This is a genomic window from Streptomyces sp. NPDC058145 (assembly GCF_042884245.1).
Classification (GTDB): domain Bacteria; phylum Actinomycetota; class Actinomycetes; order Streptomycetales; family Streptomycetaceae; genus Streptomyces.
Map to the genome: position 1 here is coordinate 134607 of NZ_JBHVUH010000006.1, position 24267 is coordinate 158873.

A 24267-nucleotide genomic window follows, 5' to 3' on the forward strand; every position below is an offset into this window, starting at 1 on the left:
TACCAGGGGAGGGACACATCACCATGGCCGCCAGCCGACGCCGAAGCCGGTTCACCGCCGTCGCCCTAGCGACCGCCGCGCTCACCGCCGGCCTCACCACCGGCTGCGACGCCGTGAACAAGGCCCTGGACTGCGTACAGACCGCCGACTCCATCGCCGACAGCGTCACCGACCTCCAGCAGGCCGTGGAGAACGCCGGCGACGACCCCACCCAGGCCGACGCCTCCCTCGACTCCATCGAGAAGAACCTGGACAAGATCGGCGACAAGACAGACGACGCCGACGTCAACAAGGCCGTCGACGACCTCTCCAAGGCCGTCGACAACGTCCGCGCCGCCATCAGGAACGGCGACCGGACCCCCGACGTCAGCCCCGTCACGGACGCCGCGGGCGAACTGACCAAGGTCTGCACCTCGTAGACGCGGACCACCGCGGCCGGGGGAGTGCGCTCAGCACCCCTTCCGGCGCCCTGACGTGACCCGAACGACAGGCCCTACTCCCGCCCCCGGTCCTCGCGTCGCGCCCGGTGCAGTTCGTGCCGGGCCTCCCTGCGCTCCAGCCGCTCCTGCCGGCGCCGCTCCTTCAGCCGCTGCCGCTCGGCCCGCGTCACCTTGCGCTCGACGCCCACCCCGCCCCAGAAGGCGAAGCCGCCGATGATCACCCGCGGGGCGCCCGGCTCCGGCGGACCGTCGTCCCTCGGATGCTCGAAACCGCCCATCACGCCGATGCCCCGAACCACCACCTCGACGCCCGGGGGCACGATCACCTGCACCCCGCCCATGACCGCCACGCAGTTGATCTCGACCTCGCGGTCCGCGAAGTTCGCCTCCCGGAGGTCGATCTCGCCGCCGCCCATGAAGGCGAAGCAGTTGAACCGCTTCGGCACCGTCCAGCGGCCCCTGCGTTCGAACCCCGACAGCACCGCGAACCCGCCCGCCGAGGAACCCTCACCTCCGACGATCCGGCCCGCCCAGCCACCCTGCTCGGCGGGCGCCTTCGAGAAGGAGACGGGAGCGGGCGCCGCCACACCGCCGGCCGGCAGATCACGGGTGATCGGCGTCAGCTCACCGTACGTACGCGCCTGGTACGTCGCCTCCAGCCGCTCCTCGAACTCCCCCATGTCCAGGCGCCCTTCGGCCAGGGCGTCCCGCAGGACCTCGGCGATCCGTTCACGGTCGGCGTCGGACGCCCGGAGGTCCGGACTTGCGTCGTCGGTCATGGCAGCAGCCTACGAGACCGCCTTCTCGGCGTACATCTTCGCGATGACCGCCTCGATGTCCGGCTCCCGCACCGACAGGTCCACCAGCGGGTACTCGGCCGCGATGTGCGCCACCAGCGGCGCCGCCGACTGCCCGGCCGGGAACGCCAGCCACTGCCGCGGCCCCGCCACCCGCACCACCCGGCACGACGGCGCCTCGATCGGCGGCAACTCCCGCTCCAGATCCACCACCAGCGTCCGCTCGCCCTCCCCCGCCTCGTGCAGCCCGGCCAAAGCACCGTCGTACATCAGCCGTCCGTGGTCGATCACCATCACCCGCGAGCACAACTGCTCGATGTCCTGCAGGTCGTGCGTCGTCAGCAGCACCGTCGTACCGCTCCCGGCGTTCAGCTCCTTCAGGAAGCCCCGCACCTTGGCCTTGGACACCACGTCCAGACCGATCGTCGGCTCGTCCAGATACAGCACCTCCGGATCGTGCAGCAGCGCCGCCGCGATGTCCCCTCGCATCCGCTGCCCCAGCGACAACTGCCGCACCGGCACGTCCAACAACTCGCCCAGCTCCAGCAGTTCGACACAGCGGTCCAGATTCTCCCGGTAACGGGCGTCCGGGATCCGGTACATGCGGTGCGCCAGCCGGTAGGAGTCGATCAGCGGCAGGTCCCACCACAGCGTCGTCCGCTGCCCGAACACCACACCGATCCGGCGCGCCAGCCGGGTCCGCTCCCGCGACGGATCGATCCCCGCCACCCGCAGCCGGCCGGCGCTCGGCGTGAGGATCCCGGTCAGCATCTTGATCGTCGTCGACTTACCGGCCCCGTTCGGGCCGATGTAACCGACCATCTCGCCGCGCGCCACGGTGAACGAGATCGAGTCCACCGCCCGCACCTGCCGCCGCTCCCGCCTCATGAACCCGGTCTTCCGGCGCACCTCGAAGACCTTCTCGACCCTGTCCACCTCGATGAACGCGTCCACCGCTAACTCCCTGTACTCCGATACGACCGAAGGCCCGCCCGCCACGCAAGCCCCGCCGCCGCGCAGCACACCACCGCCACCAGCGGCGGCGCGAAGGCCGCCCACTGCGGCAGCCCGACCAGCGGATACGGCCGCCCCAGCACATAGGCGGCCGGCACCCAGTTGACGAAGGCCAGCGGGAACATGAAGGTCACCCCCCGCACCAGCTCCTTGCCGAACACCGTCGGCGGGTACTGCAGCAACGTCTGGCCGCCATACGTGAACGCGCTCTGCACCTCGGACGCGTCCTGCGCCACGAACTGGAAGGCCGCCCCCGCCACGAACACCGCTGAGAAGATCACCCCACCGCAGACCAGCATCCCCGGCAGCATCAGCGCCTTGACCGGTGTCCAGGCGATGTCCGACGCGATGAGCGCGTAGCCCAGCACCAGTGATCCCTGGGCGATCCGGCCGATCCGGCGCAGCGCGAACCGGTCGGCGGCGACCTGCGCCAGCACCGGCGCGGGCCGCACCAGCAGGGTGTCGAGCGTGCCGTCCCGCACCCGCCTGCCCAGCCGGTCGGCCGAACCGATCGCCAGGTCCGCGAGACCGAAGGACGTCGCCGACAGCCCGTACAGGAACGCGACCTCGGGCAGCGAGTAGCCGCCGAGGACGTCGACCCGAGAGAACATCAGCATGATCGTCACGAAGTCGAGGCCGGTCACCACCAGCCCGCCCAACGCCGTCATCGCGAACGACACCCGGTAGGTCAGCGTCGAGCGGACCCACATCCCGGCGATCAGCCGGTAGGCGCGCAGCCCCTCGGCCAGCGGCTTGTACTCACCCACCCTGAACCACCACCCGCCGGGCCGCCGCCGACTGCACCAGCCGCCCCACCGCCAGCAGCACCACCGCCCACGCAGCCTGGAAGAGGAAGGAGGGCAGCGGGTCGGCCGTCCCCATCAGCACATCCGCGGGCACCTGGACCTGCGCCGCCCACGGCAGCGCCCGTACGACCTCACCGAGCGTCCCCGGAAAGGCGTTCAGCGGCAGAGTCATCCCCGAGCAGAAGATCCCGGTGACCATCAGCGCCTGCAACGCCCCCGTGCCGTCCATCAGCCAGAACCCGGTCAGCGCCACCAGGTAGCGGATACCGAAGCTGACGATCATCGCGAGCGCCACGGAGACCAGGAACGCCAGCCACGTCCCCACCTCGTCGGGCAACGCCGTCGGAAAGACCAGCGCCCCGAACATGAACGGGATCACCCCACGCCCGAGCAACTGGAACAGAGCCCGGCCCAAATCGTTCGCCAGCCACCACACTTGGAGGTCCGCCGGCCGGTACAGGTCGATCGCGACCTCACCCGTACGGATGCGTTCCATGAACTCGGTTTCGAAGCCGCCCCCCTGGATCGCCAAGGTCGCGTACAGAGCCTGTCCCAGCCACACGAACGTGACGGCCTGCGCCTGGTCATAGCCCCCGAGATGCGGGTTCTCCTCCCACAACGCCAGATAGGTGTAGACGAGGATCAGCCCGAAGACCGTGTTCGTGAACACCCCTGCCGCGGTAGCCGCCCGATACGTCGCGTACCGTCTGAATCCCCCCGTCGCGACGGCGGCGTACAACCGTCCCGCGCCCACGTCAGTCAACCTCCCCGGACCGCTCGACACCGAAGCGCAGGAGCCTAGTCCGGAGACCCGGCGGCCGGCGACGCATTTTCGCGCCGGAAGCGTGCCGGATTCCGGGAACGGATCGCCAGGTGCGAGAGTCTTCAAACTGGGGGCCGCAGAAGGCGTACGAGGCGTACCGGAAACGTACGACGCGAAACAGGAGTCCGTGCACGACATGAGCGACGAGCCGCAGCCGCAGCAGCCGAACAAGGGCGGGGCACCGGAACAACCGCTGCCGGCTGCAGGGCCCGCACAACCCGGTGAGGCCGCCGGCGGTGCCACCGGAGACACCCGCCCCGGGGACGGCGACGACCGTGACCGGGGCAGCGGCAAGGACCGGCCGGGTTCGAATCACGGCCAGGGCCAGGGCCAGGGCCGGGGCCGGGGCCGGGACGGTTCGGCCCCCGGGTCGGCTCGAGGTGGCCAGGAGGAGAAGGCCGCGTCACCGGCCGACGGCACCTCCGGCGGTCAGTCGTCGCCGGGTGCCGGCGTGGACCAGGCCGCCCGGGCCCGCCGCGCGGCCCTGGCCGCCCAGATGGGCCGCGCCGCCCGCGCGGGCGACGGAAGCACGGGGGCCGCGGCACCCCGTAAGCCCCAGGACGGCCTGCCCGCCCAGCAGGCCGGACAGCCCCGGGAACCCGGAAAGCCCGAGGGCGCCGAGGGCCAGGCGGCCGACCCCCAGCGCCCCGGCGTGCCTGCGCAGGCACCCGGTAAGGGCGAGGGACCCCGGAAGCCGGGGGCCGACGAAGCGCAGCGCCCCGGCGTGCCTCAGCAGTCGGGGAAGTCGCAGAGCTCGGGGAAGTCCGACGGCTCCGAGGGGCAGACCGCCGAGCGTTCCGCCGGATCTCCGCGTCCCGGCGTGCCTCAGCAGTCGGGACAGCCGCAGACGCCGGGGAAGTCCGGCCAGGCGGGACAGCCGTCACAACCGCCCACGAAGTCATCGGACTCCGAAGCGCCGGCGGCCGAGCGGCCGGCCGGACCCCAGCATCCCGGGGTGCCTGCGCAGGCACCCGGCAAGGGCGACGGTTCCCGGAAGCCGGCGACCGGGCGGTCCGAAGGGGCTCAACGGCCCGGCGTGCCGCAGCAGTCGGGGAAGTCCCAGAGGCCCGGGAAGCCCGAGGGCTCCGAGCAGCAGGCGGCCGAGCGTTCCGTCACGCCTCGGCGCCCCGGGGTGCCCGGCCAGGCCGGGGAGTCGCAGGGTTCCGCGAAGTCCGACGAAACCCGGAACCCGACGGCCGAGCGGCCCGCCACCACCCGACGCCCCGGGGTACCCGGCCAGGCCGCGCCGTCGCAGGCGTCCGCCAAGCCGCGGGACCCGGAGAAGCCCGAGGCCGAGGAGCCCAACGCGGCCGAGAGCACCCAGGTGCTCCGGCGCGTCAACACACCCCGCGCCTCCGCCGCCGGCCAGGAGGCTCAAGCGGCCCCCAAGGGCGACGACGGGAAGCCGTCCGGCGGCCCGCAGGGATCCAGGGACGCACAGGTACCCGAGACGACCCAGGTCCTCCGCAAGATCAAGACCCCCACCACATCCGAGCCGGCCCGGCCGGGCAACGGCACCACCGCCGCGAAGGGCGCCCCGGCGGCCACGCCGGGTGGCGCCGGCAAGGGCACCCGGGCAACCACGGCCGGCAGTGCGGCCAAGACGGCTCAGGCTGCCACGGGTAGCGGCACGGCCAAGGCCGCCCAGGCCGCCCAGGCCGCGATGGCCAGCGGCGGCGCGGCCAAGGCCGGCACTGCCGCAGCCCGCGCCGCCACCACCGGGAACACCACCGCCAACACCACTGCCACCGAACCCCCCGGCTCCGCCACCGCCACCGCCAACGCGGACAGCGGCGGCGGAGCCGGAGGCGGCGGCAAGGGCAAGAAGCCCAAGCGGCCCAAGCGGACCGGATGGCGCCGCCTCATCCCCACCTGGCGCATGCTGCTCAGCACCTTCGTGATCGGCGTCATGCTGATCATCGGCCTGTTCTTCCTCGGCTACTCGCTCGTGCAGATCCCGTCCGCCAACGCCCTCGCCACCAAGCAGAGCAACGTCTACCTCTACGCCGACGGCTCCCAACTCGCCCGCGACACCCGCGACAGCAAGGTCAACCGCGAGAACGTCAGCCTCACCCGCGTCTCCAAGGCCGCCCAGCACGCCGTACTGGCCGCAGAGGACCGCGACTTCTACTCCGAGTCCGCCGTCGACCCCAAAGCCATGCTCCGCGCCGGCTGGAACACCGCCCTGGGCAAGGGCAAGCAGTCCGGATCGACGATCACCCAGCAGTACGTGAAGAACTACTACCTGGGCCAGGAACAAACCGTCACCCGCAAGGCCAAAGAGTTCTTCATCTCGATGAAGCTGGACCGCGAGAAATCCAAGGACGACATCCTCGAGGGCTACCTCAACACCAGCTACTTCGGCCGCAGCGCCTACGGCATCCAGGCCGCCGCACAGGCCTACTACGGCAAGGACGCCGCAGACCTCGACCCGGCACGCGCCGCCTACATCGCCGCCCTCGTCAACGCCCCCAGCGAGTACGACGTCGTCGCGCACCCCGAGAACAAACCCGCCGCCGTCGCCCGCTGGAACTACGTCCTGGACGGCATGGTCAAGGAGGGCTGGCTCGGCAAGGGCGAGCGCACCGGCCTGAAATTCCCCACCCCCAAGGAACAGACCCTCCCCAACGGCCTGTCCGGCCAGCGCGGCTACCTCGTCGACGCGGCCAGGCAATACCTGATCAGCAACGACATCGTCACCTCCGACCAACTCGAGGCCGGCGGCTACCGCATCACCACCACCATCCAGAAGCACCGGCAGGACGCCTTCGTCAAGGCCGTCGACGACCAGCTCATCTCCAAGCTCGACAAGAAGAACCGCAAGGCCGACAACTACGTCCGCGCCGGCGGCGCCTCCGTCGACCCCAAGACCGGCAAGATCGTCGCCATGTACGGCGGCATCGACTACGTGAAGCAGTACACCAACGGCGCCACCCGAGGAGACTTCCAGGTCGGCTCCACCTTCAAGCCCTTCGTGTTCACCTCGGCCGTCCAGAACAGCTCCACCACACAGGACAGCCGCCCCATCACCCCGAACACCATCTACGACGGCACCAGCAGGCGCCCCGTGCAGGGCTGGACCGGCGGCGGCTACAACCCCGCCAACGAGGACGAGAAGTCGTACGGCGACATCCCCGTCCGCAAGGCCACCGACCTCTCGGTCAACGCCGTCTACGCCCAGATGGCCGTCGACGTCGGCCCCGCCAAGGTCAAACAGACCGCCGTCGACCTCGGCATCCCCGAGGGCACCAAAGACCTCCAGCCCTACCCCTCCATCGCCCTCGGCACCGCCACCGCCAGCGTCCTCGACATGGCGGAGGCGTACGCCACACTCGCCAACCACGGTCAGCGCGCCACGTACACCATGGTCGAGAAGGTCACCAAGGACGGCACCCAGCAGATCGAACTGCCCGAGCGGCAGACCGAGCGGGCCGTCACCCGCGAAGCCGCCGACACGACCACCTCGATCCTGCAGAGCGTCGTCGACAACGGCACCGCCGTCGCCGCCCAGGCCGCGGGCCGCCCCGCAGCCGGCAAGACCGGCACCGCGGAGGAGGACACCGCCGCCTGGTTCGCCGGCTACACCCCCGACCTCGCCACCGTCGTCTCCGTCATGGGCCAGGATCCGGTCACCGCGGACCACAAGTCGCTGTACTACGCCCTGGGCCAGCCCCGTATGAACGGCGGCGGCCCACCCACCGCCATCTGGGCCCAGTACACCCGCGACGCCCTGAAGGGAAAACCGGTCACCGACTTCGACCTCCAGCTCCAGCCGGGCGCAGACCAGACCCAGGCCCCCATCGACCCCTCCGGTGATCCGAGCACCGGCTCCCAGAACGACGGCGGCACCACCGGCACGCCCACCAACGGCGGCACCACCGGCAGCACCCCCACCACCGACGGCGGCACCACGACCGGCGGCACCCCCACCACCGGCGGAGGCACCACCGGCGGAGGCACCACGACCGGCGGCACCCCCACCACCGACGGAGGAACCACCGACGGCGGCGGAACCACCACGGGCGGGGGCACGAACGGTGACCCGACCACCGGCGGAGGCACGGACACCGGCGGCGGCACACCCGGCGGCACCACCGGAGGCCTCGACACAGGCGGCGGCACCGACACCGGGGCCACCGGAGGCCAACCGTAGGACCGCCCGTCAGTGACCGCTGGTCGCCTTGAGCCCCACCACGGCGACCAGCAGCAGACAGACGAAGAAAATCCGGGCGGCGGTGACCGGCTCACCCAGCACCACCATGCCGAGCACCGCCGCCCCGGCCGCCCCGATCCCCACCCACACGCCGTACGCCGTACCGATCGGCAACGACTTCGCGGCATAGGACAGCAGCACCATGCTGGCCACGATCCCGGCACCCGTGAACACACTCGGCACGAGCCGGGTGAACCCCTCGGTGTACTTCATCCCCACCGACCAGGCCACCTCGAGCAGACCGGCGACAACCAGCAGAACCCACGCCACGACGACACACCTCCGGCAGACGAACCCATTCCCGGTGCGTCGTCTTTGCCTGCATCCCGGTACGGCGCGTCTCGTCGGGCTCCTCCGAACATAGCAAAGCAACGGCAAAAGGGCTGGTGACCGCAGTCACCAGCCCTTTCGCCACCACCAAATCCAGCGCTGTCCGGTACCTCAGAGGTACAGACCCGTGGAATCCTCCGCGCCCTCGAACCGGTCCGCGGCCACCGCGTGCAGATCCCGCTCCCGCATCAACACGTACGCCACGCCCCGCACCTCGACCTCGGCCCGATCCTCCGGGTCGAACAGAACCCGGTCACCCGGCTCCACGGTCCGCACGTTCTGACCCACCGCGACCACCTCGGCCCAAGCCAGCCGACGCCCGACCGCCGCCGTGGCGGGAATCAGAATGCCGCCGCCCGACCGTCGCTCACCCTCACCCGTCTCCTGCCTGACCAGCACCCGGTCATGCAGCATCCGAATGGGCAGCTTGTCGTGATGAGGGGTGCTCTGCACGTTTCTGTTGGCGCTCACGCTTCGAACCTACCTGCCTTCGGCGCGCCCGTACGAGCCCGGGTCACCGAGCCGCTCAGCGGCCCCGCCGCCGCACACCCAGCGCGAGCAGCCCCACCAGCCCCACCGCGACCAGCGCCACCGGCACCACCCGCTCCAGGCGCGGCGCGCCCTCCTCGTCCACGAACTGCGCCCTGACGTCACTCACCACCCGGTTGACCTGGACATAAGCCCGTCCAACCGTGTGATCGAGATTGGCGACGACCTTGGCCTTGGCGTCCCCGACGATCGTCTTCGGGTGCACCCGCACCCCGATCTCGTCGAGCGTCTCCGCCAGTACTTCGCGGCGGCGCCTGATGTCCGCCTCGATCTCTGCCGGGGTTCTGGTGTCCGACGTGTCCGCCACCGTACGGCCTCCGAAATCTCCTGATGCTGTCCTGGACAGTCTGTCAGTTCCCAGCCAGGCCGCACCGCAACGCCCCCCGTTACGCTGGACCGATGAGCGAGCGACTCCAGCCCGGCGACGTGGCCCCCGCCTTCACCCTCCCCGACGCCGACGGCAACCAGGTGTCCCTGTCGGGCCGCAAGGGCCGCAAGGTCATCGTCTACTTCTACCCCGCGGCGCTGACCCCTGGCTGCACCAAGCAGGCCTGCGACTTCACGGACAACCTCTCCGTCCTGGCCGACGCCGGCTACGACGTCATCGGCATCTCCCCGGACCAGCCGGAGAAGCTGGCCAAGTTCCGCGAGAAGGAGTCCCTGAAGATCACCCTCCTCGCCGACCCCGACAAGAAGACCACCGAGGCCTACGGCGCCTACGGCGAGAAGAAGAACTACGGCAAGACCTACATGGGCGTCATCCGCTCCACGATCATCGTCGACGAGGAGGGCAAGGTCGACCGCGCCCTCTACAACGTCCGCGCCACGGGCCATGTGGCCAAGATCATCAAGGACCTGGGGATCTGACCCCGATGGGCGTCCCGGGGCGCCCTGAGTACGCTTTCCCGCTGCCCTGGCGGCCCGCAACGGAGCTTCCGTTGCGGGCCGTTCGCGTTCCTAGTGCTCAACTAGCGATCCAAACGCCCCACTTCACTCGTCGGCCACAGCAAACTCTTTGACCTCCGGTTGGGTCCGTGCTTAGGGTGCGTACCAAGTTCGGCCCGCCTGACCAGGCATGACCGGGCATCATCGACGACCGGGGGAACACGTCGCCATGGGGGTTTGCATCGTCACGCCTCCCCGTAGGTCGAGTTCACGGACGCCGTTCCGAGCCGAACCGTTCTGCTGACACTCCACCACGCAAAGGGGAAAAAGATGCGCAAGATCATGCGTGCCGTCCTGACCGGCGGCGTGGCCGCCGGCATCGCTCTGACGTCCACCGCCGCCTACGCCGACACCACCTACACCGAGTACGCGGCGCCCGGCTGTGGAGCCAAGTCCGTCTTCAAGACGTACGGCGACCACCTGTACATCACGGACACCGAGGCCGACGGTCACTCCGCCGTGGGTGTCATCGAGAGCGGCACCAAGTACTTCTACTGGAACTCGAACGGCAACGGCACGACCCGTCACGTCGATCTCGACCTGCCCGAGAACATCGCGATCGCCCTCGGCGCGATGACCGGTGACTGGCAGGGCACCCCGACCGGCGGATTGGACTTTTCCTGCCTCAGCACGCAGACGATCATGACTTCGTGACGACGCGATGAGGGCACGACGCCTCGCGCTGCTGGGGAGCCTGATCGCGACGCCCTTCCTGCTGGCGGCCTGCGCCACGCACGATCCGGGCACGGCGGAAGAGAGCCGTGCGCCGATGCCCACCATGGACTCGGCCGTCGGTGAGAAGCTCACGAAGGGCATCGAGGGCGCCAAGAAGGCCGGCCTGGGTGTCACGTTCATCGACACGACGGACCGGCACCGGTCCATCGACCTGGAATCCGCGGCCCGCTACACGATCTGCTCCCAGCGGCCGGACCCCGCGATGCGGGCCGTGAAGTTCTACGTCGTACCGAGTTCCAGCCGGTGCCCCAGCGGCACCGGTGGCGCCGGATAGCGGTCCCGGACCCCCCGTCGCGCGGCCCTGAACACCTGCCGCGCACGGGGCGGACGGCGCACGGCGCGGCACAGTAAAGTAGGCCGCGCCTCAGGCGGCCGTGATGGAACTGGCAGTCATGCTGGGTTTAGGTCCCAGTGGGTTCACACCCGTGTGGGTTCGAATCCCACCGGCCGCACCGCCCCCCACCTTCGAATCGAAGGCGGGGGGCGTTTCGCATGTCAGCCCAGCAGCTCCCGGACGACCGGCACCAGCGCCCGGAACGCCTTCCCCCGGTGGCTGATCGCGTTCTTCTCGTCGGGGCTCAGCTCCGCGCAGGTGCGGCTCTCGCCGTCCGGCTGCAGGATCGGGTCGTAGCCGAAGCCGTTCGGGCCGGCCGGGGCGTGCCGCAGGATGCCCCTGAGCTGTCCTTCGACCACCCGCTCCGTGCCGTCCGGCAGGGCCAGCGCCGCCGCGCAGGCGAAGTGCGCGCCCCGGTGTTCCTCCGCGATGTCGGAGATCTGGGCCAGCAGGAGGTCCAGGTTGGCCTTGTCGTCGCCGTGGGCGCCTGCCCAGCGGGCGGAGAAGATGCCGGGGGCGCCGTTCAGGACGTCGACGCAGAGGCCGGAGTCGTCGGCGACGGCGGGGAGGCCGGTTGCCTGGGCGAGCGTGTGGGCCTTGAGGAGGGCGTTCTCCGCGAAGGTGACGCCGGTTTCCCGGACGTCGGGGATGTCGGGGTAGGCGTCGGCGCCGATCAGCTCGTGGGGGAGGCCTGCTTCGGCGAGGATGGCCCTCAGTTCGGTGATCTTTCCGGTGTTTCGGGTGGCGAGGATCAGGCGGGTCATGGGGGCCAGTATCCCTTGACGGACCTGGCCCCCGGAGTCCGGCTGCAGGGATGCCGGGCCCCGGGGGCCTTGTCTGTCACGGGCGCTGACAGTGGAGGGCGGCGACCGCTGTCAGGGCCTGCTGGCCGCGGGCGGTGCCGAGGGCCCCTGGGTGCCGCGGGCCGGGCGCGTTGCCGCCTTGGCCTTGCTCGCGGCCGCGGTCAGCGGGCGGGCGATGTCCTCGAGGGACCGGCGTTCGGCGTTCACGGCGAGGAACGCGGCGACGAGACCGGCGGCGCACATCAGCCCGGCGCCGATCTGGAAGGCCAGGACGGTGTCGCCGATCTTGCCGGTGTTGGTGAGGTCGGCGAAGAGCAGCGGGCCGCTGATGCCGCCGGCGGCGGTGCCGAGGGCGTAGAAGAAGGCGATGGACATGGCCCGGGTCTCCATCGGGAAGATCTCGGAGACGGTCAGGTAGGCGCTGGAGGCGCCGGCGGAGGCGAAGAAGAGTACGGCGCACCAGCAGGCGGTGAGGGTGCCGGCGCTGAGGGAGCCGCGGTCGAAGAGCCAGGCGGTGCCGAAGAGCAGCAGGCCGGACAGCAGGTACGTCGAGGAGATCATGACGCGGCGGCCGACGCTGTCGAAGAGGTGGCCGAGCAGCAGCGGTCCGCAGAAGTTGCCGATGGCGATGACGGCGAAGTAGTAGCCGGTGTGGTCGGCCGGTACGTCGAAGAACTTGGTGAGGATGGCGCCGAAGCCGAAGGTGATGGCGTTGTAGAGGAACGCCTGGCCGATGAAGAGGGAGAAGCCGAGGACGGCGCGCTTGCGGTACCGGCCGAAGACGGTGTGGGCGATCTCCATGAAGGTGACGGTCTTGCGCTGGTGGATCTCGAGTTCGCCCTCGGGCTCGGCGAGGGGTTCGCCCTTCTCCGCCTGTACCTGGCGTTCGATGCCGGTGACGATTTCCTCGGCTTCTCGGTCGCGGCCGTGGATGAGCAGCCAGCGTGGGCTCTCGGGGACGTGCCTGCGGACGAGGAGGATGACCAGGGCGAGGACGGCGCCGAGCGCGAAGGTGAGGCGCCAGCCGACGTTGGCCGGGAGCAGGTCGGTGTTGAGGGCGAGGATGGAGAGCAGGGAGCCGCCGACGGCGCCGAGCCAGAAGCTGCCGTTGATGATGAGGTCGACGCGGCCGCGGTAGTTGGCGGGGATGAGTTCGTCGATGGCGCTGTTGATGGCCGCGTATTCGCCGCCGATGCCGAAGCCGGTGAGGAACCGGAAGAGGAAGAACCACCAGGCTTCGGTGGACACCGCGGTGAGGGCGGTGGCGGCGAGGTACACCGCGAGGGTGATCATGAACAGGTTTTTGCGGCCGAAGCGGTCGGTGAGCCGGCCCCAGAACAGGGCGCCGACGCAGGCGCCTGCCACGTAGAGCGCGGCGGCGAGGCCGGTGATCTGTCCGGAGCTGATGCTCAGGCCGCTGCCGGGTTCGGAGAGGCGGCCGGCGATGTTGCCGACGACGGTGACCTCGAGGCCGTCGAGGATCCATACGGTGCCCAGGCCGATGACGATCGACCAGTGCCACCGGGACCAGGGCAGGCGGTCGAGCCGGGCGGGGATGTTCGTGGTGATGGTCCGGCCGCTCTGCGGTGCCGGTGCTGCGGCTGTGCTCATGGGCTCCCCTCAACGCCGAAAGACGGGGTACGGGTGCCCTCGTGGCGCTGGAGTAGGCCCGGGGCGGGTCGGGGGCGGGCCTGGGGGAGGTTCGGCGGCGGGTGCGGGACAGGTGGGGGGTGGGCGGGTCTCAGGCGCCGACGGCGCGGGTGACGACGTAGATGAGCAGGCCGGCCAGTGAGCCGACGACGGTGCCGTTGATGCGGATGAACTGCAGGTCGCGGCCGATGTGGGCCTCGATCTTGCGGGTGGTGTGCTCGGCGTCCCAGCCGGCGACGGTGTCGGTGATCAGGGAGGTGATCTCCTTGCGGTAGGTGGTGACGACGTGCACGGCGGCGCCTTCGACCCAGCCGTCGACCTTCTGCTGCATTTTCGGTTCGCTCGCCATCCGGGTGCCGAGTGAGAGCAGGGCGGCGCGCACTCGTTGCCGCAGTTCGCTGCGTTCGTCCTCGGCCGCCGCGACGATCATGGAGCGTACGGCGGTCCAGGCGGAGGCGATCAGGTCCTGCACTTCGCCGCGGCCGAGGATGTCGCCCTTGAGTCGTTCCACCCGACCGCGGGTGTCGGTATCGGACTGGAGGTCGGAGGCGAAGTCGGTGAGGAAGCGGTCGAGGGCGCCGCGGGCCGGGTGGGAGGGCATGTCGCGCATTTCGGTGACGAAGCGCAGCAGTTCTTTGTAGACGCGGTCGCCGATCTTCTTGTCGACGAAGCGCGGGGTCCAGCCGGGTGCTCCGCCCTCGACGGCGCTCATCACGTCGGCGCGGTGCAGTTCCAGCCAGTCGTGGGCGCGGGCGACGACGAGGTCTACGACGCGTTTGTGACCGCCGTCGGCGACGATTCGTTCGAGCATCTTGCCGAGGCCGGGCGCGATCTCCTGGATGTCGGCGCGTCGGGTGACGGCCTCGGTGACGACGGCTTGGACGTCGCGGTCGCGCATGACGGTGAGGGTGCCGCGCAGTGCGGTGGCGAGTTCGGCGGTGACCCGGTCGGCGTGTTCGGGCCGGGCGAGCCAGGTGCCGAGCCGGCTGCCGATGCCGACGGCGCGCAGTCGTTGCCGTACGACGTCCTGGGAGAGGAAGTTCTCGCCGACGAACTCGCCGAGGGAGACGCCGAGCTGGTCTTTTTTGGTGGGGATGATCGCGGTGTGTGGGATGGGTAGCCCGAGGGGGTGTCGGAAGAGGGCGGTGACGGCGAACCAGTCGGCGAGTGCGCCGACCATGCCGGCCTCGGCCGCGGCGGCTACGTAGCCTGCCCAGGGGCCCGCGCCCTGGTGGGTGGCGAGTCTGGCGAGCACGTAGACGAGGGCGACGAGCAGCAGCAGTCCGGTCGCGGTGAGTTTCATGCGTCGTACGCCCCGTTGCCGTTCCTCGTCGGCGGGGGTGAAGGCGTTCATGGTTCGGTGCGACGGGGTCTGCTGCGTCGTCGTTCGGTCCGTTGTTCGTGTCTCGGTGTGTTCCATCAGCTCCACCCGTACTCGGCCTGCGCGGTGATCCCGCGCACAATTGTCCCTTCCTGACCGACTACCGGAACGAAACAGGAGTTCCCGGCGTCTGTCTGTAGGGGGTTTCGGGCAGGGTCCTGTCAGGTCTCCCGGGCCCATGACGCATCATGGGTTCATCAAGATCGGAGCCTCGGGCTCCCATCTCCCGAGGAGAACAACGCAAGCATGACCAAGCGTCATGTGGGGGGCGCGGGGGCTTCCCCCGCAAAACCCCGTGCCGTGCTGAGTGCGCTGGTCGCACTGGTCGTGGCCGTGTGTGCGGCCGTCTACGTCACGGTGGCCGCGGACGACGGCACCCCCAGCAGCACCTTCGCCGGCAGTCGCCCGCGCCATGGTTCCTCCGTCGCTCCCGCGTCGACCGGTACCTGGGTGGGTGCCTGGTCCACGGCGCCCGTGGGTGGTGAGCCGGGCACCGAGACGACCGGTCTTGCCGGCCGTTCGGTGCGCAACGTCGTGCACGCGAGCACTGCGGGAACGAGTGCCCGCATCACGCTGTCCAACCTCTACGGCCAGTCTCCGCTGACCATCACGCATGCCTCGCTGGCTGTGGCGTTGGGTCACGACACCGCTGAGGCCAGTGCGGAGTCGATGCGGCGGCTGACGTTCAACGGTGCCACGAGCGTCGTGATCCCGGCCGGTGGCCAGGTGCTCAGTGACGCCGTGCGCGTGGTCGTCCCGCACGACTCGGACGTGCTGGTCACCACGTACTCGCCGACCGCGTCGGGCCCGGTGACCTATCACCCGCATGCGCAGCAGATGTCGTACGTAGCCCAGGGCGACCGCACGGAGGACGCGACGGGCGCCGCGTACACCGAACAGACGCCGTTCTGGCGCTATGTGACGGCGCTTGACGTGCTGAGCAACGAGGCGACGGGGACGGTGGTCGTCTTCGGTGACTCGATCACCGACGGCATAACGTCCACGGTCGGTGCCAACCGCCGCTGGACCGATGTCCTCGCGGGCCGGCTGCACACGGCGGTGGCGGGCGGTGGCGCTCTGCCGCGCTACGGCATCGTCAACGAGGGCATCAGCGGCAACCAGGTGCTCGCCGACGGGCTGGGTCGTCCGGCGGAGAACCAGAGCGGCCTCGGCCGCTTCGGCCGGGACACGTTGTCCCGGACCGCTGTGAAGGTCGTCGTCATCGACCTCGGCATCAACGACATCATCCGCAACCCGGCCCTCGCCGACCCGGACAGGATCACCGAGGGCCTGCGCACCCTGGTGCGCCAGGCCCACGCCCGCGGGCTGAGGGTGGTCGGTGCGACCCTCATGCCGTTCCGTGGCCATCGCGGCTGGACGCCGGCCCGTGAGGCGGTGCGGCAGCAGGTCAACGCGGAGATCCGGTCCGGCCGGGTCTACGACTCGGTCGTCGACTTCGACCGGGCCCTGCGGGACCCGTACGACGCGCGCCGGCTGCGCCCCGAGTACGACTCCGGTGACCATCTGCACCCCAGTGACCTGGGCTTCGCCAAGATGGGCGACGTCTTCGACCTGGGCGCGCTGAAGGGCGCGGGTCAGGCGGAGCTGTGAGGGGCGGCCGTCAGTGGTCGGTGAGGTCCACGATCACGTCGCAGTGCGGATCGTCGGAGGGCCGATGCAGATGCTCGTTCGCCAGGAACGCCGGGGAAACCAGAGCTCCGGACAGGCCGGGACCCGTGTGGCTGCTCAGTACGTCCACACCGTAGGTGCGGTCCCGCTCGGGTGAACGGAAGTAGAGGCGCACGCGGTCGTCGCCCGTGATGACCGCCCCGATGAACAGCGGCTTCCACGGCACATGCTCGGTGATGAAGGAGCGGGCGAGGTCGAGCAGACGGCCGGTGGCCGCCTGCTCGACTGCTGGATCGGGTGAGTGCACCTGTCAGCCGCGTCGGTCGGCGACGGCCCAGGAGGCCAGGGCGACGGCGCCCGCGACGCCGAGGACGGAGGGCCAGGCGCCGACCTTCTTGGCCAGCGGATGCGATCCGGCGAACGCGGCGACGTACGCGGCGGTCAGCGCGCCGGCGGCCGTCCCGCCCGCCTGCCTGCGCCACCGCTGCGCGGCGGCGGCCCCCGCGGTGGCCAGGACGACCCCGCCGAGCTGCCGCTTCCCGGTCCAGCGGGCGACGCCGTAGCCGCCGACGAGTCCGGTCGCGGCGACCACCGCGCTGGGAACCCTGGCCATGAGCTGCCTCCATCTACGTCGATACGTCTTGGTCTGCTTCGTCTGCCTTTGTTGCCTGGTCCGAGGCTAACGCGCGTCCTCTCGGCTCCACCAAGCTGAGTCGAGGCTTGTCAACTTTCCGGCTCCGAGCTATATAAGTATGCCGAAGGGCATCGCACCCAGCACCTGACGAGAGGAGTGAGCCGTGATGCTCATGCGTACGGACCCGTTCCGTGAATTCGACCGACTCGCGCAGCAGGTCTTCGGTACCGCGAACGCCACCGCCGGCCGACCGTCGGCCATGCCGATGGACGCCTACCGCTCCGGTGACGACTTCCTGGTCCACTTCGACCTTCCCGGCATCGACCCCGAGACGATCGAGCTGGACGTCGAGCGCAACGTTCTCACCGTCCGCGCCGAGCGCCGCGGCCCCGCGCCGGAGGGCGCCGAGATGATCGTCTCCGAGCGTCCCACGGGCACCTTCACCCGTCAGCTCTTCCTCGGCGACACCCTCGACACCGAGCGCATCGACGCCTCGTACGAGGCCGGCGTCCTGACCCTGCGCATCCCGGTGGCCGAACAGGCCAAGCCGCGCCGGATCCCGATCAGTGGCGGCGACAGCGGCCGTAAGCAGATCACCGGCTGACCGCACCCAGGTCGCCTTCTCCGCGCCCCGTGGCCCCGAGCGGGGGCCCGGGGTGAGGCCGTTCCCCCGCCCGCGCCCGCCCGCCGCGCCCGGGCGGGTGCCGCCACACGAGCCGCATGGGTTGCACGGGCCGCATGCCACCACATGCCGCACTTTGGCCGAATTCCCGCTCATGCGCGTCGCATAACGGGGTACCGGGCTCCCGGTGCCCGAAGTGTCCCGAGGAGGATCCACCACGATGACCGTGACGACCCCGCAGCCGAGAATGACCATCCCCGCCCCTGCCCCCGCGGCAGGCCCGTCGCTGCGCCCGCTCGCCCCCGAGGCCGGCGCCGACACCGCGCGCTGGGAGGCACTCACCGAGGCGGTGCGCGAGGCCGGTCAGTACTCGACGGCGGCCGAGGCCGAGCGCGTCACCCGTACCGTCCTCACCGCCCTGGGCGGCCATGTGACCGGCGAGGAACGAGTCGCCCTCGCCCAGGCCCTGCCCAGGGATGCGGGCACCCTGCTCGCGTCCCAGATTCCCGCGAACACCCCGCTGTCCGCACGGGAGTTCGTCGAGTCCGTGGCGAGCCACCTCGAGGGCGCCACCCCGGACACGGCCCGCTGGGACGTCAGCTCGGTCCTCGGCGTCGTGGCGGGCACCGTCGGCGAGCCCCTCACGACCCGTGTCCTGACCCAACTCCCGCCGGGATACGCCCTGCTGTTCGGCCGCGCGGACCTGGCGACGACGGCATAGGACTCCGCCCCCGCCCCGCCCCGCTTCCGGGCGCCGCACGCATCCCGCCGTCGTCCATCAGGCGACTGCCGACGGCGGCGCCCGGCACCACCCGGACGGTCAGACGGCCGGCCGGCCGGTGAGTAGGACGGTCAAACCCGTTCGAGTGCCCGGTGAGGCCCGTCGGGCAGCTCCACGGAGATCGCGTCCCCGGCGCGCACGACGCCCCCCACCCTCACCACACCCATGACCCCGGCCCGGTACCGGACGCGCCCGTCCGTATCGCGCCCGACGACCTGCTTCAGCAGCCCCCGTTGGAAGTTGTCGATCTGGAGGCACGGATTGCGCAGCCCGGTGACCTCCACGACGGCCTCGTCCCCGATCCGCAGCAGCGCCCCGGTGGGCAGGCCCAGCAGGTCGATCCCCCGGGTGGTGACATTCTCGCCCAGCTCCCCGGCCGCCACCCGGAACCCGCTCTCCCCGACCTCCTGGAACAGCTCCTCATGAATGAGGTGCACCTGCCGCAGGTTCGGCCGGGTCGGGTCCTGGGCGACGCGTGACCGGTGCTTCACGGTCACCCCGGCATGCACGTCCCCCTCGACCCCGAGGCCGGCGAGCAGGGTGATCCGCTCCCGGTTGGGCTTGGTGAAGGAGTACTCGCCGTTGCTGCTGACGGCAGTGACAGTCGCGCTCATCGCGAACCCCTCGTATCGGCTCTTCGTCGCAAGATCCACCGAGAGCCTAGCGGCAGCCCGACTGCCCCTCCGTAAGGCGTACTTCACGCCTCAAGCCCTGCGACGGACCCTGGGCCTCCGCCCCGAAGCACCCCCGGGCCACCGAGTTCGTCCGCCTACCTGACACGGGCACGGGTACCCGCATCGGAGCACGTCCCATGACCGAGTCCGGCATGAGGTGACAGTAACGGAGACCCAGATGCAGGCCAGCCGATCAGCAGCCCCGCCGCCCCCCGCGCCGGTCACAGCGGAACCGTGGTCCGCTCATGTCCTGACCGGACGCTACCGGTTGGGCGCGAGAATCGGATCGGGAGGCATGGCCGACGTCTACGAGGGCGTCGACACGCGCCTCGGGCGGCCCGTCGCCGTCAAGGTGTTCCGGCCGGGCCCGGGCCCGCAGACCGAGGACCGTCTCACCGCCGAGGCCGTCCTCCTCGCCGGCCTCCAGCACCCCGGACTGGTCACGGTCTACGACTCCGGCCGCGAGGACGACCGCACCTACCTGGTCATGCAACTGGTCGAAGGCCCCACGCTGCACGGCCTCCTGGAAAGCGGGCCTCTGCCCGAGCGACGCGTGGCGGCCCTGGGCGCCGCCCTCGCGCGGGCGCTCGCCCACGTCCACCGGGCCGACATCGTGCACCGCGACGTCAAACCGTCGAACGTCCTGCTCGACCCGGCCGGCGACCCCCACCTGGCCGACTTCGGCATAGCGCGCCTGGCGGACGCCACCCGCCAGACGGCACCCGACGTGCTGACCGGCACCGCCGCGTATCTGGCGCCCGAGCAGGTCGAGGGTGGGTACGTCGGACCGCCCACCGATATCTACGCGCTCGGCCTGGTCCTGCTGGAGTGCCTGAAAGGGGGACTGGAATACCCGGGCACCGCACTGGAGGCCGCGGTGGCCCGCCTCCTGCGCGCACCCGAGATCCCCACCTGGATCTCCCCGGACCTGGCGACCCTGCTCCGCCTCATGACCGCCAAGGACCCCGAGGCCCGCCCCGACGCGGAACAGTGCGCGCAGACCCTGGCGGCCTTGAACGCGCCCAGCGCCCCGCACTCCCTCCCGCTCACGGCACCCGCGGGGACGCGGGAACCGGCGGCGACCCGCCCCGCCCGTACGGAAGGGCTGAGGACGGCAGCAGCGATCCGGCCCGCCCGCGCCGCCGGCGGACCGGCGGCTGTCCCGGGTCACGCCCGTACCGACCGTCCCCCGCACAGCCGCCGCCTGGCGGTGGGCACCGCCCTGGCCGCCCTCTCCGTGGCCCTCGGCACGACCCTCGCCCTCGCCCCGGGCACCAGCGGAACCGGCGACGACCGCGCCGACACGGCCTCCGCCGCCACGACCCCCGATCACCCGCCGGCCAGCGAGGCGATACCCGGCGACAAGGCCGGCACCGCCCCGCCGGCCGGCGCCGCCCGCACCCAGGCCACCTCCAGGACGTCCGGCTCACCGGCTCCGGAAGCCACACCGGCCGGCTTCCACGGCCAGCCCATCTCCAGGCGGCTGCCCTCCTCCACCCAAGCGACCCCGAAGCCCCACACCCCGCCCGGCCACAAGGGCACCACCCCCCACAGCCACTCCGCACGCCACCCCCGCGACGCGGAACACCCGCCCCACGCCACCCGGAACGCCCCCAGCCAGAGCAACAAGCCTGCGCAGCACAAGGCGCCGGACAACGAGGAGTGAGGCCGGCCCGTCAAGCCGCCCCACCTGGATTGTCAGCGCAGCCCGAAACCGTTCCTAGCGATTTGCCAGGTCAAGCAGCAGTACATCGTGAAGATCCGCACCCTTCCACGGCCGGGCCTCGCCGATTTTGCGGTAACCCCAGGCCAGGTAAGCGGCGGAAGCGGCCTTGCTGTCAGGGTGCACGTTCAGAAGCACTCGTTGCGCCTCAAGGCCATCGAGCAGAACTCCGTGCAGGCGCTGTGCGATGCCCCGTCGGCGCCACGGGCGTCGTACGGCGAGTTCCATGAGGCCGAAGGTGCGGTGTCCGTCTTCACGCCGCATGGCGTCCGGCACCGGCTCGGTCAACTGGTCCCACCAGCCGGTATCCGGGCCGAGGGGATAGCCGTACGCCATCCCGACCGGCTCGCCGACACGTTCCGCACGAGCAAGGACGCCGCGAAAGCTGACTTTGCGGGTCTGAGAGCGAAAGCGTCGGAAGGCGGCATCGACGTCGCCGTCCTTCTCGTTGTAGGGCGGTTCCGAGAACGCCTCGGCGTAGACCATCCGGAACGCCTCTTCGGCCGTTGCGGAGGCTCGTCCATCCAAGCTCTGCACGGTGATGGCCTCTTGTTCCGTCATGTCGCACTCCCTTGGGCGGTTGTCCGGATCTGCTCGGCGCACTCGCGGGCTACAACGCTGTCGACCTTGACCACCGCTTGTCGGAAGTCTCTGATCTTGTTCGTCAGCCGTGGCGATGAGATGCCCCTGCACGCGCCCAGCGCCGCACTCATCTCCGCGCACGCTTCATCGACTTCCCCGGCACTGAGGAGGACGTCTGCGAGCCTGACGCGGTAGGAAGCGCTATTGCGAGCGAGGCCGTCACCGATGCTGCGGACGGTGGCTCGTAGGAACGGCACGGCACGCTTCGGCTGGTCGGCCCGTACATACATGTCCGCGGTGGCGTAATCGACTTCGAAAGGCCCCACGAAACTGGCCCATTTGGGTACGTCAATGTCCAGATCCATGCGCCCCTGGTGCATGACGGCTCGGCTCAGGGCACGTCGTGCTCCGGACAGGTCTCCCAAGTGCGTCGCCACATTGGCGGCCCGGAGCGCGATCACCAAGTGCACCGAATGCCCGGCACCGGCACGCGAGGCGAGACGGTGCGCGTTCTCTGCCGCGCTCACCGCCTCCCACGTCCGGTCTGCCTTGATCGCGAGGAGTACGAGAGTCTCCAGCGCGGAGACTTGAAGCATCGGGTCATCGACGAGCTGAGCCGCCGCCAGAGCTTCCATACAGGCCCCGCGGCCGTGGTCGATGCGTCCACCGTCGTAGCCATACCAAGCCTGGTGACCGTGCATTTCAGCAAGCATCGTCTGTAACTCGCGGCCGACGCGGCTGGTGTACGACGCGTCTCTGAGAGCGGTCGTGATCGCCTGTTCGATCACTTGTGCCTGCGTTATGGCCGGCACGCTGCCTGCGGAGTGATCTGTCTGGTACAGGCCGTCCAATCGGCCCCGCAGCTGGGCCACCTCGGCCGCACCTATACGCACCCCGGAACGTCCAGGGATCAGGGCGGCGGCGGCCAACAGCCCCGCATCGGCGACGAAGGTCCTACGCTTCACCCTTCCAGGGTCGCTGATGGGTGTCGATACCGACATGCGGTGGTCGGGGACGTCGAAGCCCATCTCGGCGAGGGGTACGCCGAACAGCGTCTCCAGCACCATCTGCTGAGCCGGATGCGGAAGTGGTGGAGGCGTCTCGCGTTCCCATCGGCGCAACTGCCGCACGCTCACTGCGGAGTCGATTCCTAGGCGGGCGGCCTCCTCCGTGAAAGCCACTGATAGAGACTCCTGCGTATGTCCTGCTGCGCGTCGCAACCGCGTCAGTGCGCTCGTCACCGAGTCGGCCATGGTGTCCCCCTATGACAGCTCCTGTCGGCCTCAAGGTAATGACTTGGCAGGAACACCCAGGGTCAAAAGGTCCGCCTGAACGTCCGGTCGCTCTTAGCCCGCCCTGCCTCCAGAGCCGGTGCACTGGTCCTGCAACGCCTCACGACCGCTACGAGCCGTGGACAGGACATAACCCCTATGAGCATGACGATGCGCGTATACGACGTTGACAGCAAGACGGGCATGGTCGTCCGCGTACGAACCAGCGTGACCGTGCGGCCCCCGGACGGGATCCGCCCCGCTCCGCCGCTGTCCAGTGCGTATCCCCCGTGTCGGTGCCCCGTTTGCCGGGACTGCGGGAATGACCGCGGGCGGTGAAGGCCGACTGCGCCGATTGCGACGGCCTGCGCCATGAGCGAGCCGCGCAGATCCGAACGGGCAAGGGGGATCTCGGCGACCTTCTCACCCGTACCGCCCTGCACGAAGCGATCGAGCATCGCGAGAAGATGCCGGCATCACGACGCCTCGCAGAGGGAGCACAAGAGAACGCATGAGCAATCGGCCCGCCTCTAAGCAAGTCATCCTGGTTCGCCCTTGGGGCGTCGGCCCGCTGGTGAAACCCAATGGACACGGCTTCCGCGTGCGTCCTAGCCTCACCGAGGTTCCGAAGATCCGTACGTCCGGATGAGGTGCATTTGATGACGGTCCAGGCAACGGCGGCCAGCCTCGACCCGCCGTCCCCGCGCATGCCATGACCTCATCGGACACAAGGAACCCCAACAGTGGATCTTCCACGTGAATTCACCATCCGCGAGAGCAGTCACCGCATCCACAACCCGTTCACCAGCGAGAAGCTGGCTACCCTCGGGCAGGCGCTGCACTTGGCCCCCGGGACGCGCCTGCTCGACCTCGCCAGTGGATCGGGCGAGATGCTGTGCACCTGGGCGCACGCCCACCGCATTGTCGGGACCGGGGTGGACATCAGCACCGAGTTCACGGCCAAGGCCCGTGCCAGGGCTGCCGAGCTCGGCGTTACTGACCAGGTGGACTTCATCCACGGCGACGCGTCCGGCTACGTCGCGGACGAACCCGTCGACCTTGCCGCGTGCATCGGCGCGACCTGGATCGGCGACGGAGTGGTCGGCACGATCGATCTGCTGCGCAGCAGCCTCCGTCCCGGTGGCATGCTGCTGATCGGCGAGCCGTACTGGCGTCACGAACCCCCGGACCAGAACAGCGTCGAAGCGTGCCACGCCAGCGCCAAAGAGGACTACCGACTGCTGCCGGAGCTCATCGAGCAGTTCGGTGAACTGGGCTACGACGTCGTCGAAATGGTGCTCGCTGATCAGGACAGCTGGGACCGGTATCGGGCCGCTCAGTGGCTCAACATCCGACGCTGGCTCGACCGGAATCCCGATGACGAGTTGGCCGCCGAATTGAGAGCCGATCTTTCCCGAGAACCAGTCCGCTATGCCAGGTACGAGCGTGAGTACCTCGGTTGGGGTGTCTTCGCCCTCATGGGCCGCTGACGGTCACGTCGAGGCCGGGGCCGGCAGGATGCTGCCGGCCC

At 70.2% G+C, this 24267-nt stretch carries 26 protein-coding genes, 1 tRNA gene and 1 riboswitch; of the genes, 12 read left to right on the forward strand and 15 right to left on the reverse strand.

Annotation, left to right across the window (positions count from 1 at the left end; all coding sequences use genetic code 11):
• The first annotated feature begins 23 nt into the window (after nucleotides 1-23).
• The gene (locus ACFVVO_RS15335) at nucleotides 24-419 is read left to right on the forward strand and encodes a hypothetical protein (protein ID WP_390055091.1); all 396 of its coding nucleotides are present in this window, start codon (nucleotides 24-26) and stop codon (nucleotides 417-419) included.
• Between the two features lie 74 nt (nucleotides 420-493).
• On the opposite strand, the gene ACFVVO_RS15340 is transcribed toward ACFVVO_RS15335, so the two are convergent.
• Genes ACFVVO_RS15340 through ACFVVO_RS15355 form a run of 4 tightly spaced genes read right to left on the reverse strand, consistent with a single transcriptional unit; the run spans nucleotide 494 to nucleotide 3811 of the window.
• Entirely contained in the window at nucleotides 494-1219 is a 726-nt protein-coding gene (locus tag ACFVVO_RS15340) for a DUF1707 domain-containing protein (protein WP_390055092.1), read from the reverse strand.
• Nucleotides 1220-1228: 9 nt separating this feature from the next.
• Entirely contained in the window at nucleotides 1229-2236 is a 1008-nt protein-coding gene (locus ACFVVO_RS15345; protein WP_390055094.1) for an ATP-binding cassette domain-containing protein, read from the reverse strand.
• Complete coding sequence (locus ACFVVO_RS15350) at nucleotides 2194-2961, reverse strand: ABC transporter permease (protein WP_390055581.1); 768 nt, start codon at nucleotides 2959-2961, stop codon at nucleotides 2194-2196. The genes ACFVVO_RS15345 and ACFVVO_RS15350 overlap by 43 nt, the downstream gene beginning before the upstream one ends.
• Nucleotides 2962-3010: 49 nt before the next feature.
• The gene (locus ACFVVO_RS15355) at nucleotides 3011-3811 is read right to left on the reverse strand and encodes an ABC transporter permease (RefSeq protein WP_390055096.1); all 801 of its coding nucleotides are present in this window, start codon (nucleotides 3809-3811) and stop codon (nucleotides 3011-3013) included.
• 1393 nt (nucleotides 3812-5204) lie between these two features.
• Between ACFVVO_RS15355 and ACFVVO_RS15360 the strand changes: the two genes are divergently transcribed.
• Nucleotides 5205-8033: a transglycosylase domain-containing protein gene (locus tag ACFVVO_RS15360; RefSeq protein WP_390055583.1), complete on the forward strand. Its 2829-nt coding sequence runs from the start codon at nucleotides 5205-5207 to the stop codon at nucleotides 8031-8033.
• 9 nt (nucleotides 8034-8042) lie between these two features.
• On the opposite strand, the gene sugE is transcribed toward ACFVVO_RS15360, so the two are convergent.
• The 3 genes from sugE to ACFVVO_RS15375 all read right to left on the reverse strand — a co-directional run bounded on the left by sugE (nucleotide 8043) and on the right by ACFVVO_RS15375 (nucleotide 9279).
• Nucleotides 8043-8363 carry a quaternary ammonium compound efflux SMR transporter SugE gene (gene sugE, locus ACFVVO_RS15365; RefSeq protein WP_390055098.1) on the reverse strand — a complete coding sequence of 107 codons (321 nt, stop codon included), beginning with the start codon at nucleotides 8361-8363 and terminating at the stop codon, nucleotides 8043-8045.
• A 33-nt stretch (nucleotides 8364-8396) separates the two neighbouring features.
• A riboswitch (guanidine-III (ykkC-III) riboswitch) is annotated at nucleotides 8397-8467 on the reverse strand.
• A gap of 67 nt (nucleotides 8468-8534) precedes the next feature.
• Nucleotides 8535-8837, reverse strand: coding sequence for a co-chaperone GroES (locus ACFVVO_RS15370; protein WP_250400707.1), 303 nt, complete (start codon nucleotides 8835-8837; stop codon nucleotides 8535-8537).
• 112 nt (nucleotides 8838-8949) lie between these two features.
• Nucleotides 8950-9279, reverse strand: a complete 330-nt coding sequence (locus ACFVVO_RS15375; protein WP_199210710.1) for a DUF3618 domain-containing protein — start codon at nucleotides 9277-9279, stop codon at nucleotides 8950-8952.
• Nucleotides 9280-9371: 92 nt separating this feature from the next.
• Here ACFVVO_RS15375 and bcp point away from each other — a divergent pair, with 92 nt between their 5' ends.
• The 4 genes from bcp (at nucleotide 9372) to ACFVVO_RS15395 (ending at nucleotide 11104) form a co-directional block, all read left to right on the forward strand.
• Nucleotides 9372-9839: a thioredoxin-dependent thiol peroxidase gene (gene bcp / locus ACFVVO_RS15380; protein WP_390055100.1), complete on the forward strand. Its 468-nt coding sequence runs from the start codon at nucleotides 9372-9374 to the stop codon at nucleotides 9837-9839.
• A gap of 348 nt (nucleotides 9840-10187) precedes the next feature.
• Complete coding sequence (locus ACFVVO_RS15385; RefSeq protein WP_199210708.1) at nucleotides 10188-10571, forward strand: hypothetical protein; 384 nt, start codon at nucleotides 10188-10190, stop codon at nucleotides 10569-10571.
• Nucleotides 10572-10578: 7 nt separating this feature from the next.
• The gene (locus tag ACFVVO_RS15390) at nucleotides 10579-10926 is read left to right on the forward strand and encodes a hypothetical protein (protein WP_390055102.1); all 348 of its coding nucleotides are present in this window, start codon (nucleotides 10579-10581) and stop codon (nucleotides 10924-10926) included.
• A 94-nt stretch (nucleotides 10927-11020) separates the two neighbouring features.
• Nucleotides 11021-11104: transfer RNA gene (locus tag ACFVVO_RS15395), tRNA-Leu, on the forward strand.
• Nucleotides 11105-11147: 43 nt separating this feature from the next.
• Here the strand turns inward: ACFVVO_RS15395 and rdgB are convergent.
• From rdgB to ACFVVO_RS15410, 3 genes are all read right to left on the reverse strand, one after another.
• Nucleotides 11148-11750, reverse strand: a complete 603-nt coding sequence (gene rdgB, locus ACFVVO_RS15400; RefSeq protein WP_390055104.1) for an RdgB/HAM1 family non-canonical purine NTP pyrophosphatase — start codon at nucleotides 11748-11750, stop codon at nucleotides 11148-11150.
• A 111-nt stretch (nucleotides 11751-11861) separates the two neighbouring features.
• Nucleotides 11862-13400 (reverse strand): MFS transporter, encoded by a 1539-nt coding sequence (locus ACFVVO_RS15405; protein WP_390055106.1) that lies wholly within the window; start codon nucleotides 13398-13400, stop codon nucleotides 11862-11864.
• A gap of 130 nt (nucleotides 13401-13530) precedes the next feature.
• Nucleotides 13531-14793, reverse strand: coding sequence for a DUF445 domain-containing protein (locus tag ACFVVO_RS15410; RefSeq protein ID WP_390055108.1), 1263 nt, complete (start codon nucleotides 14791-14793; stop codon nucleotides 13531-13533).
• A gap of 273 nt (nucleotides 14794-15066) precedes the next feature.
• On the opposite strand from ACFVVO_RS15410, the gene ACFVVO_RS15415 reads away from it, so the two are divergent.
• Complete coding sequence (locus ACFVVO_RS15415; RefSeq protein WP_390055110.1) at nucleotides 15067-16431, forward strand: SGNH/GDSL hydrolase family protein; 1365 nt, start codon at nucleotides 15067-15069, stop codon at nucleotides 16429-16431.
• A 10-nt stretch (nucleotides 16432-16441) separates the two neighbouring features.
• On the opposite strand, the gene ACFVVO_RS15420 is transcribed toward ACFVVO_RS15415, so the two are convergent.
• A complete protein-coding gene (locus ACFVVO_RS15420) occupies nucleotides 16442-16756 on the reverse strand; it encodes a hypothetical protein (protein ID WP_390055111.1) in 315 nt (104 codons plus the stop codon).
• A 3-nt stretch (nucleotides 16757-16759) separates the two neighbouring features.
• Nucleotides 16760-17062, reverse strand: coding sequence for a hypothetical protein (locus ACFVVO_RS15425; protein ID WP_390055113.1), 303 nt, complete (start codon nucleotides 17060-17062; stop codon nucleotides 16760-16762).
• A gap of 187 nt (nucleotides 17063-17249) precedes the next feature.
• Here ACFVVO_RS15425 and ACFVVO_RS15430 point away from each other — a divergent pair, with 187 nt between their 5' ends.
• Both ACFVVO_RS15430 and ACFVVO_RS15435 read left to right on the forward strand, forming a co-directional pair.
• Nucleotides 17250-17687, forward strand: a complete 438-nt coding sequence (locus ACFVVO_RS15430; RefSeq protein ID WP_390055115.1) for an Hsp20/alpha crystallin family protein — start codon at nucleotides 17250-17252, stop codon at nucleotides 17685-17687.
• A gap of 238 nt (nucleotides 17688-17925) precedes the next feature.
• Complete coding sequence (locus tag ACFVVO_RS15435) at nucleotides 17926-18426, forward strand: DUF2267 domain-containing protein (RefSeq protein ID WP_390055117.1); 501 nt, start codon at nucleotides 17926-17928, stop codon at nucleotides 18424-18426.
• A 131-nt stretch (nucleotides 18427-18557) separates the two neighbouring features.
• On the opposite strand, the gene ACFVVO_RS15440 is transcribed toward ACFVVO_RS15435, so the two are convergent.
• Nucleotides 18558-19100 carry an MOSC domain-containing protein gene (locus tag ACFVVO_RS15440; RefSeq protein WP_390055119.1) on the reverse strand — a complete coding sequence of 181 codons (543 nt, stop codon included), beginning with the start codon at nucleotides 19098-19100 and terminating at the stop codon, nucleotides 18558-18560.
• 238 nt (nucleotides 19101-19338) lie between these two features.
• Between ACFVVO_RS15440 and ACFVVO_RS15445 the strand changes: the two genes are divergently transcribed.
• Nucleotides 19339-20826, forward strand: a complete 1488-nt coding sequence (locus ACFVVO_RS15445) for a protein kinase (protein ID WP_390055120.1) — start codon at nucleotides 19339-19341, stop codon at nucleotides 20824-20826.
• A gap of 54 nt (nucleotides 20827-20880) precedes the next feature.
• Here the strand turns inward: ACFVVO_RS15445 and ACFVVO_RS15450 are convergent, their stop codons facing one another.
• Both ACFVVO_RS15450 and ACFVVO_RS15455 read right to left on the reverse strand, forming a co-directional pair.
• Complete coding sequence (locus tag ACFVVO_RS15450) at nucleotides 20881-21444, reverse strand: GNAT family N-acetyltransferase (protein ID WP_390055122.1); 564 nt, start codon at nucleotides 21442-21444, stop codon at nucleotides 20881-20883.
• Complete coding sequence (locus ACFVVO_RS15455; RefSeq protein ID WP_390055124.1) at nucleotides 21441-22646, reverse strand: hypothetical protein; 1206 nt, start codon at nucleotides 22644-22646, stop codon at nucleotides 21441-21443. Before ACFVVO_RS15455 ends, ACFVVO_RS15450 begins: the two co-directional genes overlap by 4 nt.
• 425 nt (nucleotides 22647-23071) lie before the next feature.
• Between ACFVVO_RS15455 and ACFVVO_RS15460 the strand changes: the two genes are divergently transcribed.
• Both ACFVVO_RS15460 and ACFVVO_RS15465 read left to right on the forward strand, forming a co-directional pair.
• On the forward strand, nucleotides 23072-23251 hold the full coding sequence (locus tag ACFVVO_RS15460) for a hypothetical protein (protein ID WP_390055125.1): 180 nt from the start codon (nucleotides 23072-23074) through the stop codon (nucleotides 23249-23251).
• 228 nt (nucleotides 23252-23479) lie between these two features.
• On the forward strand, nucleotides 23480-24226 hold the full coding sequence (locus ACFVVO_RS15465; protein WP_390055127.1) for an SAM-dependent methyltransferase: 747 nt from the start codon (nucleotides 23480-23482) through the stop codon (nucleotides 24224-24226).
• Nucleotides 24227-24267: the final 41 nt, after the last annotated feature.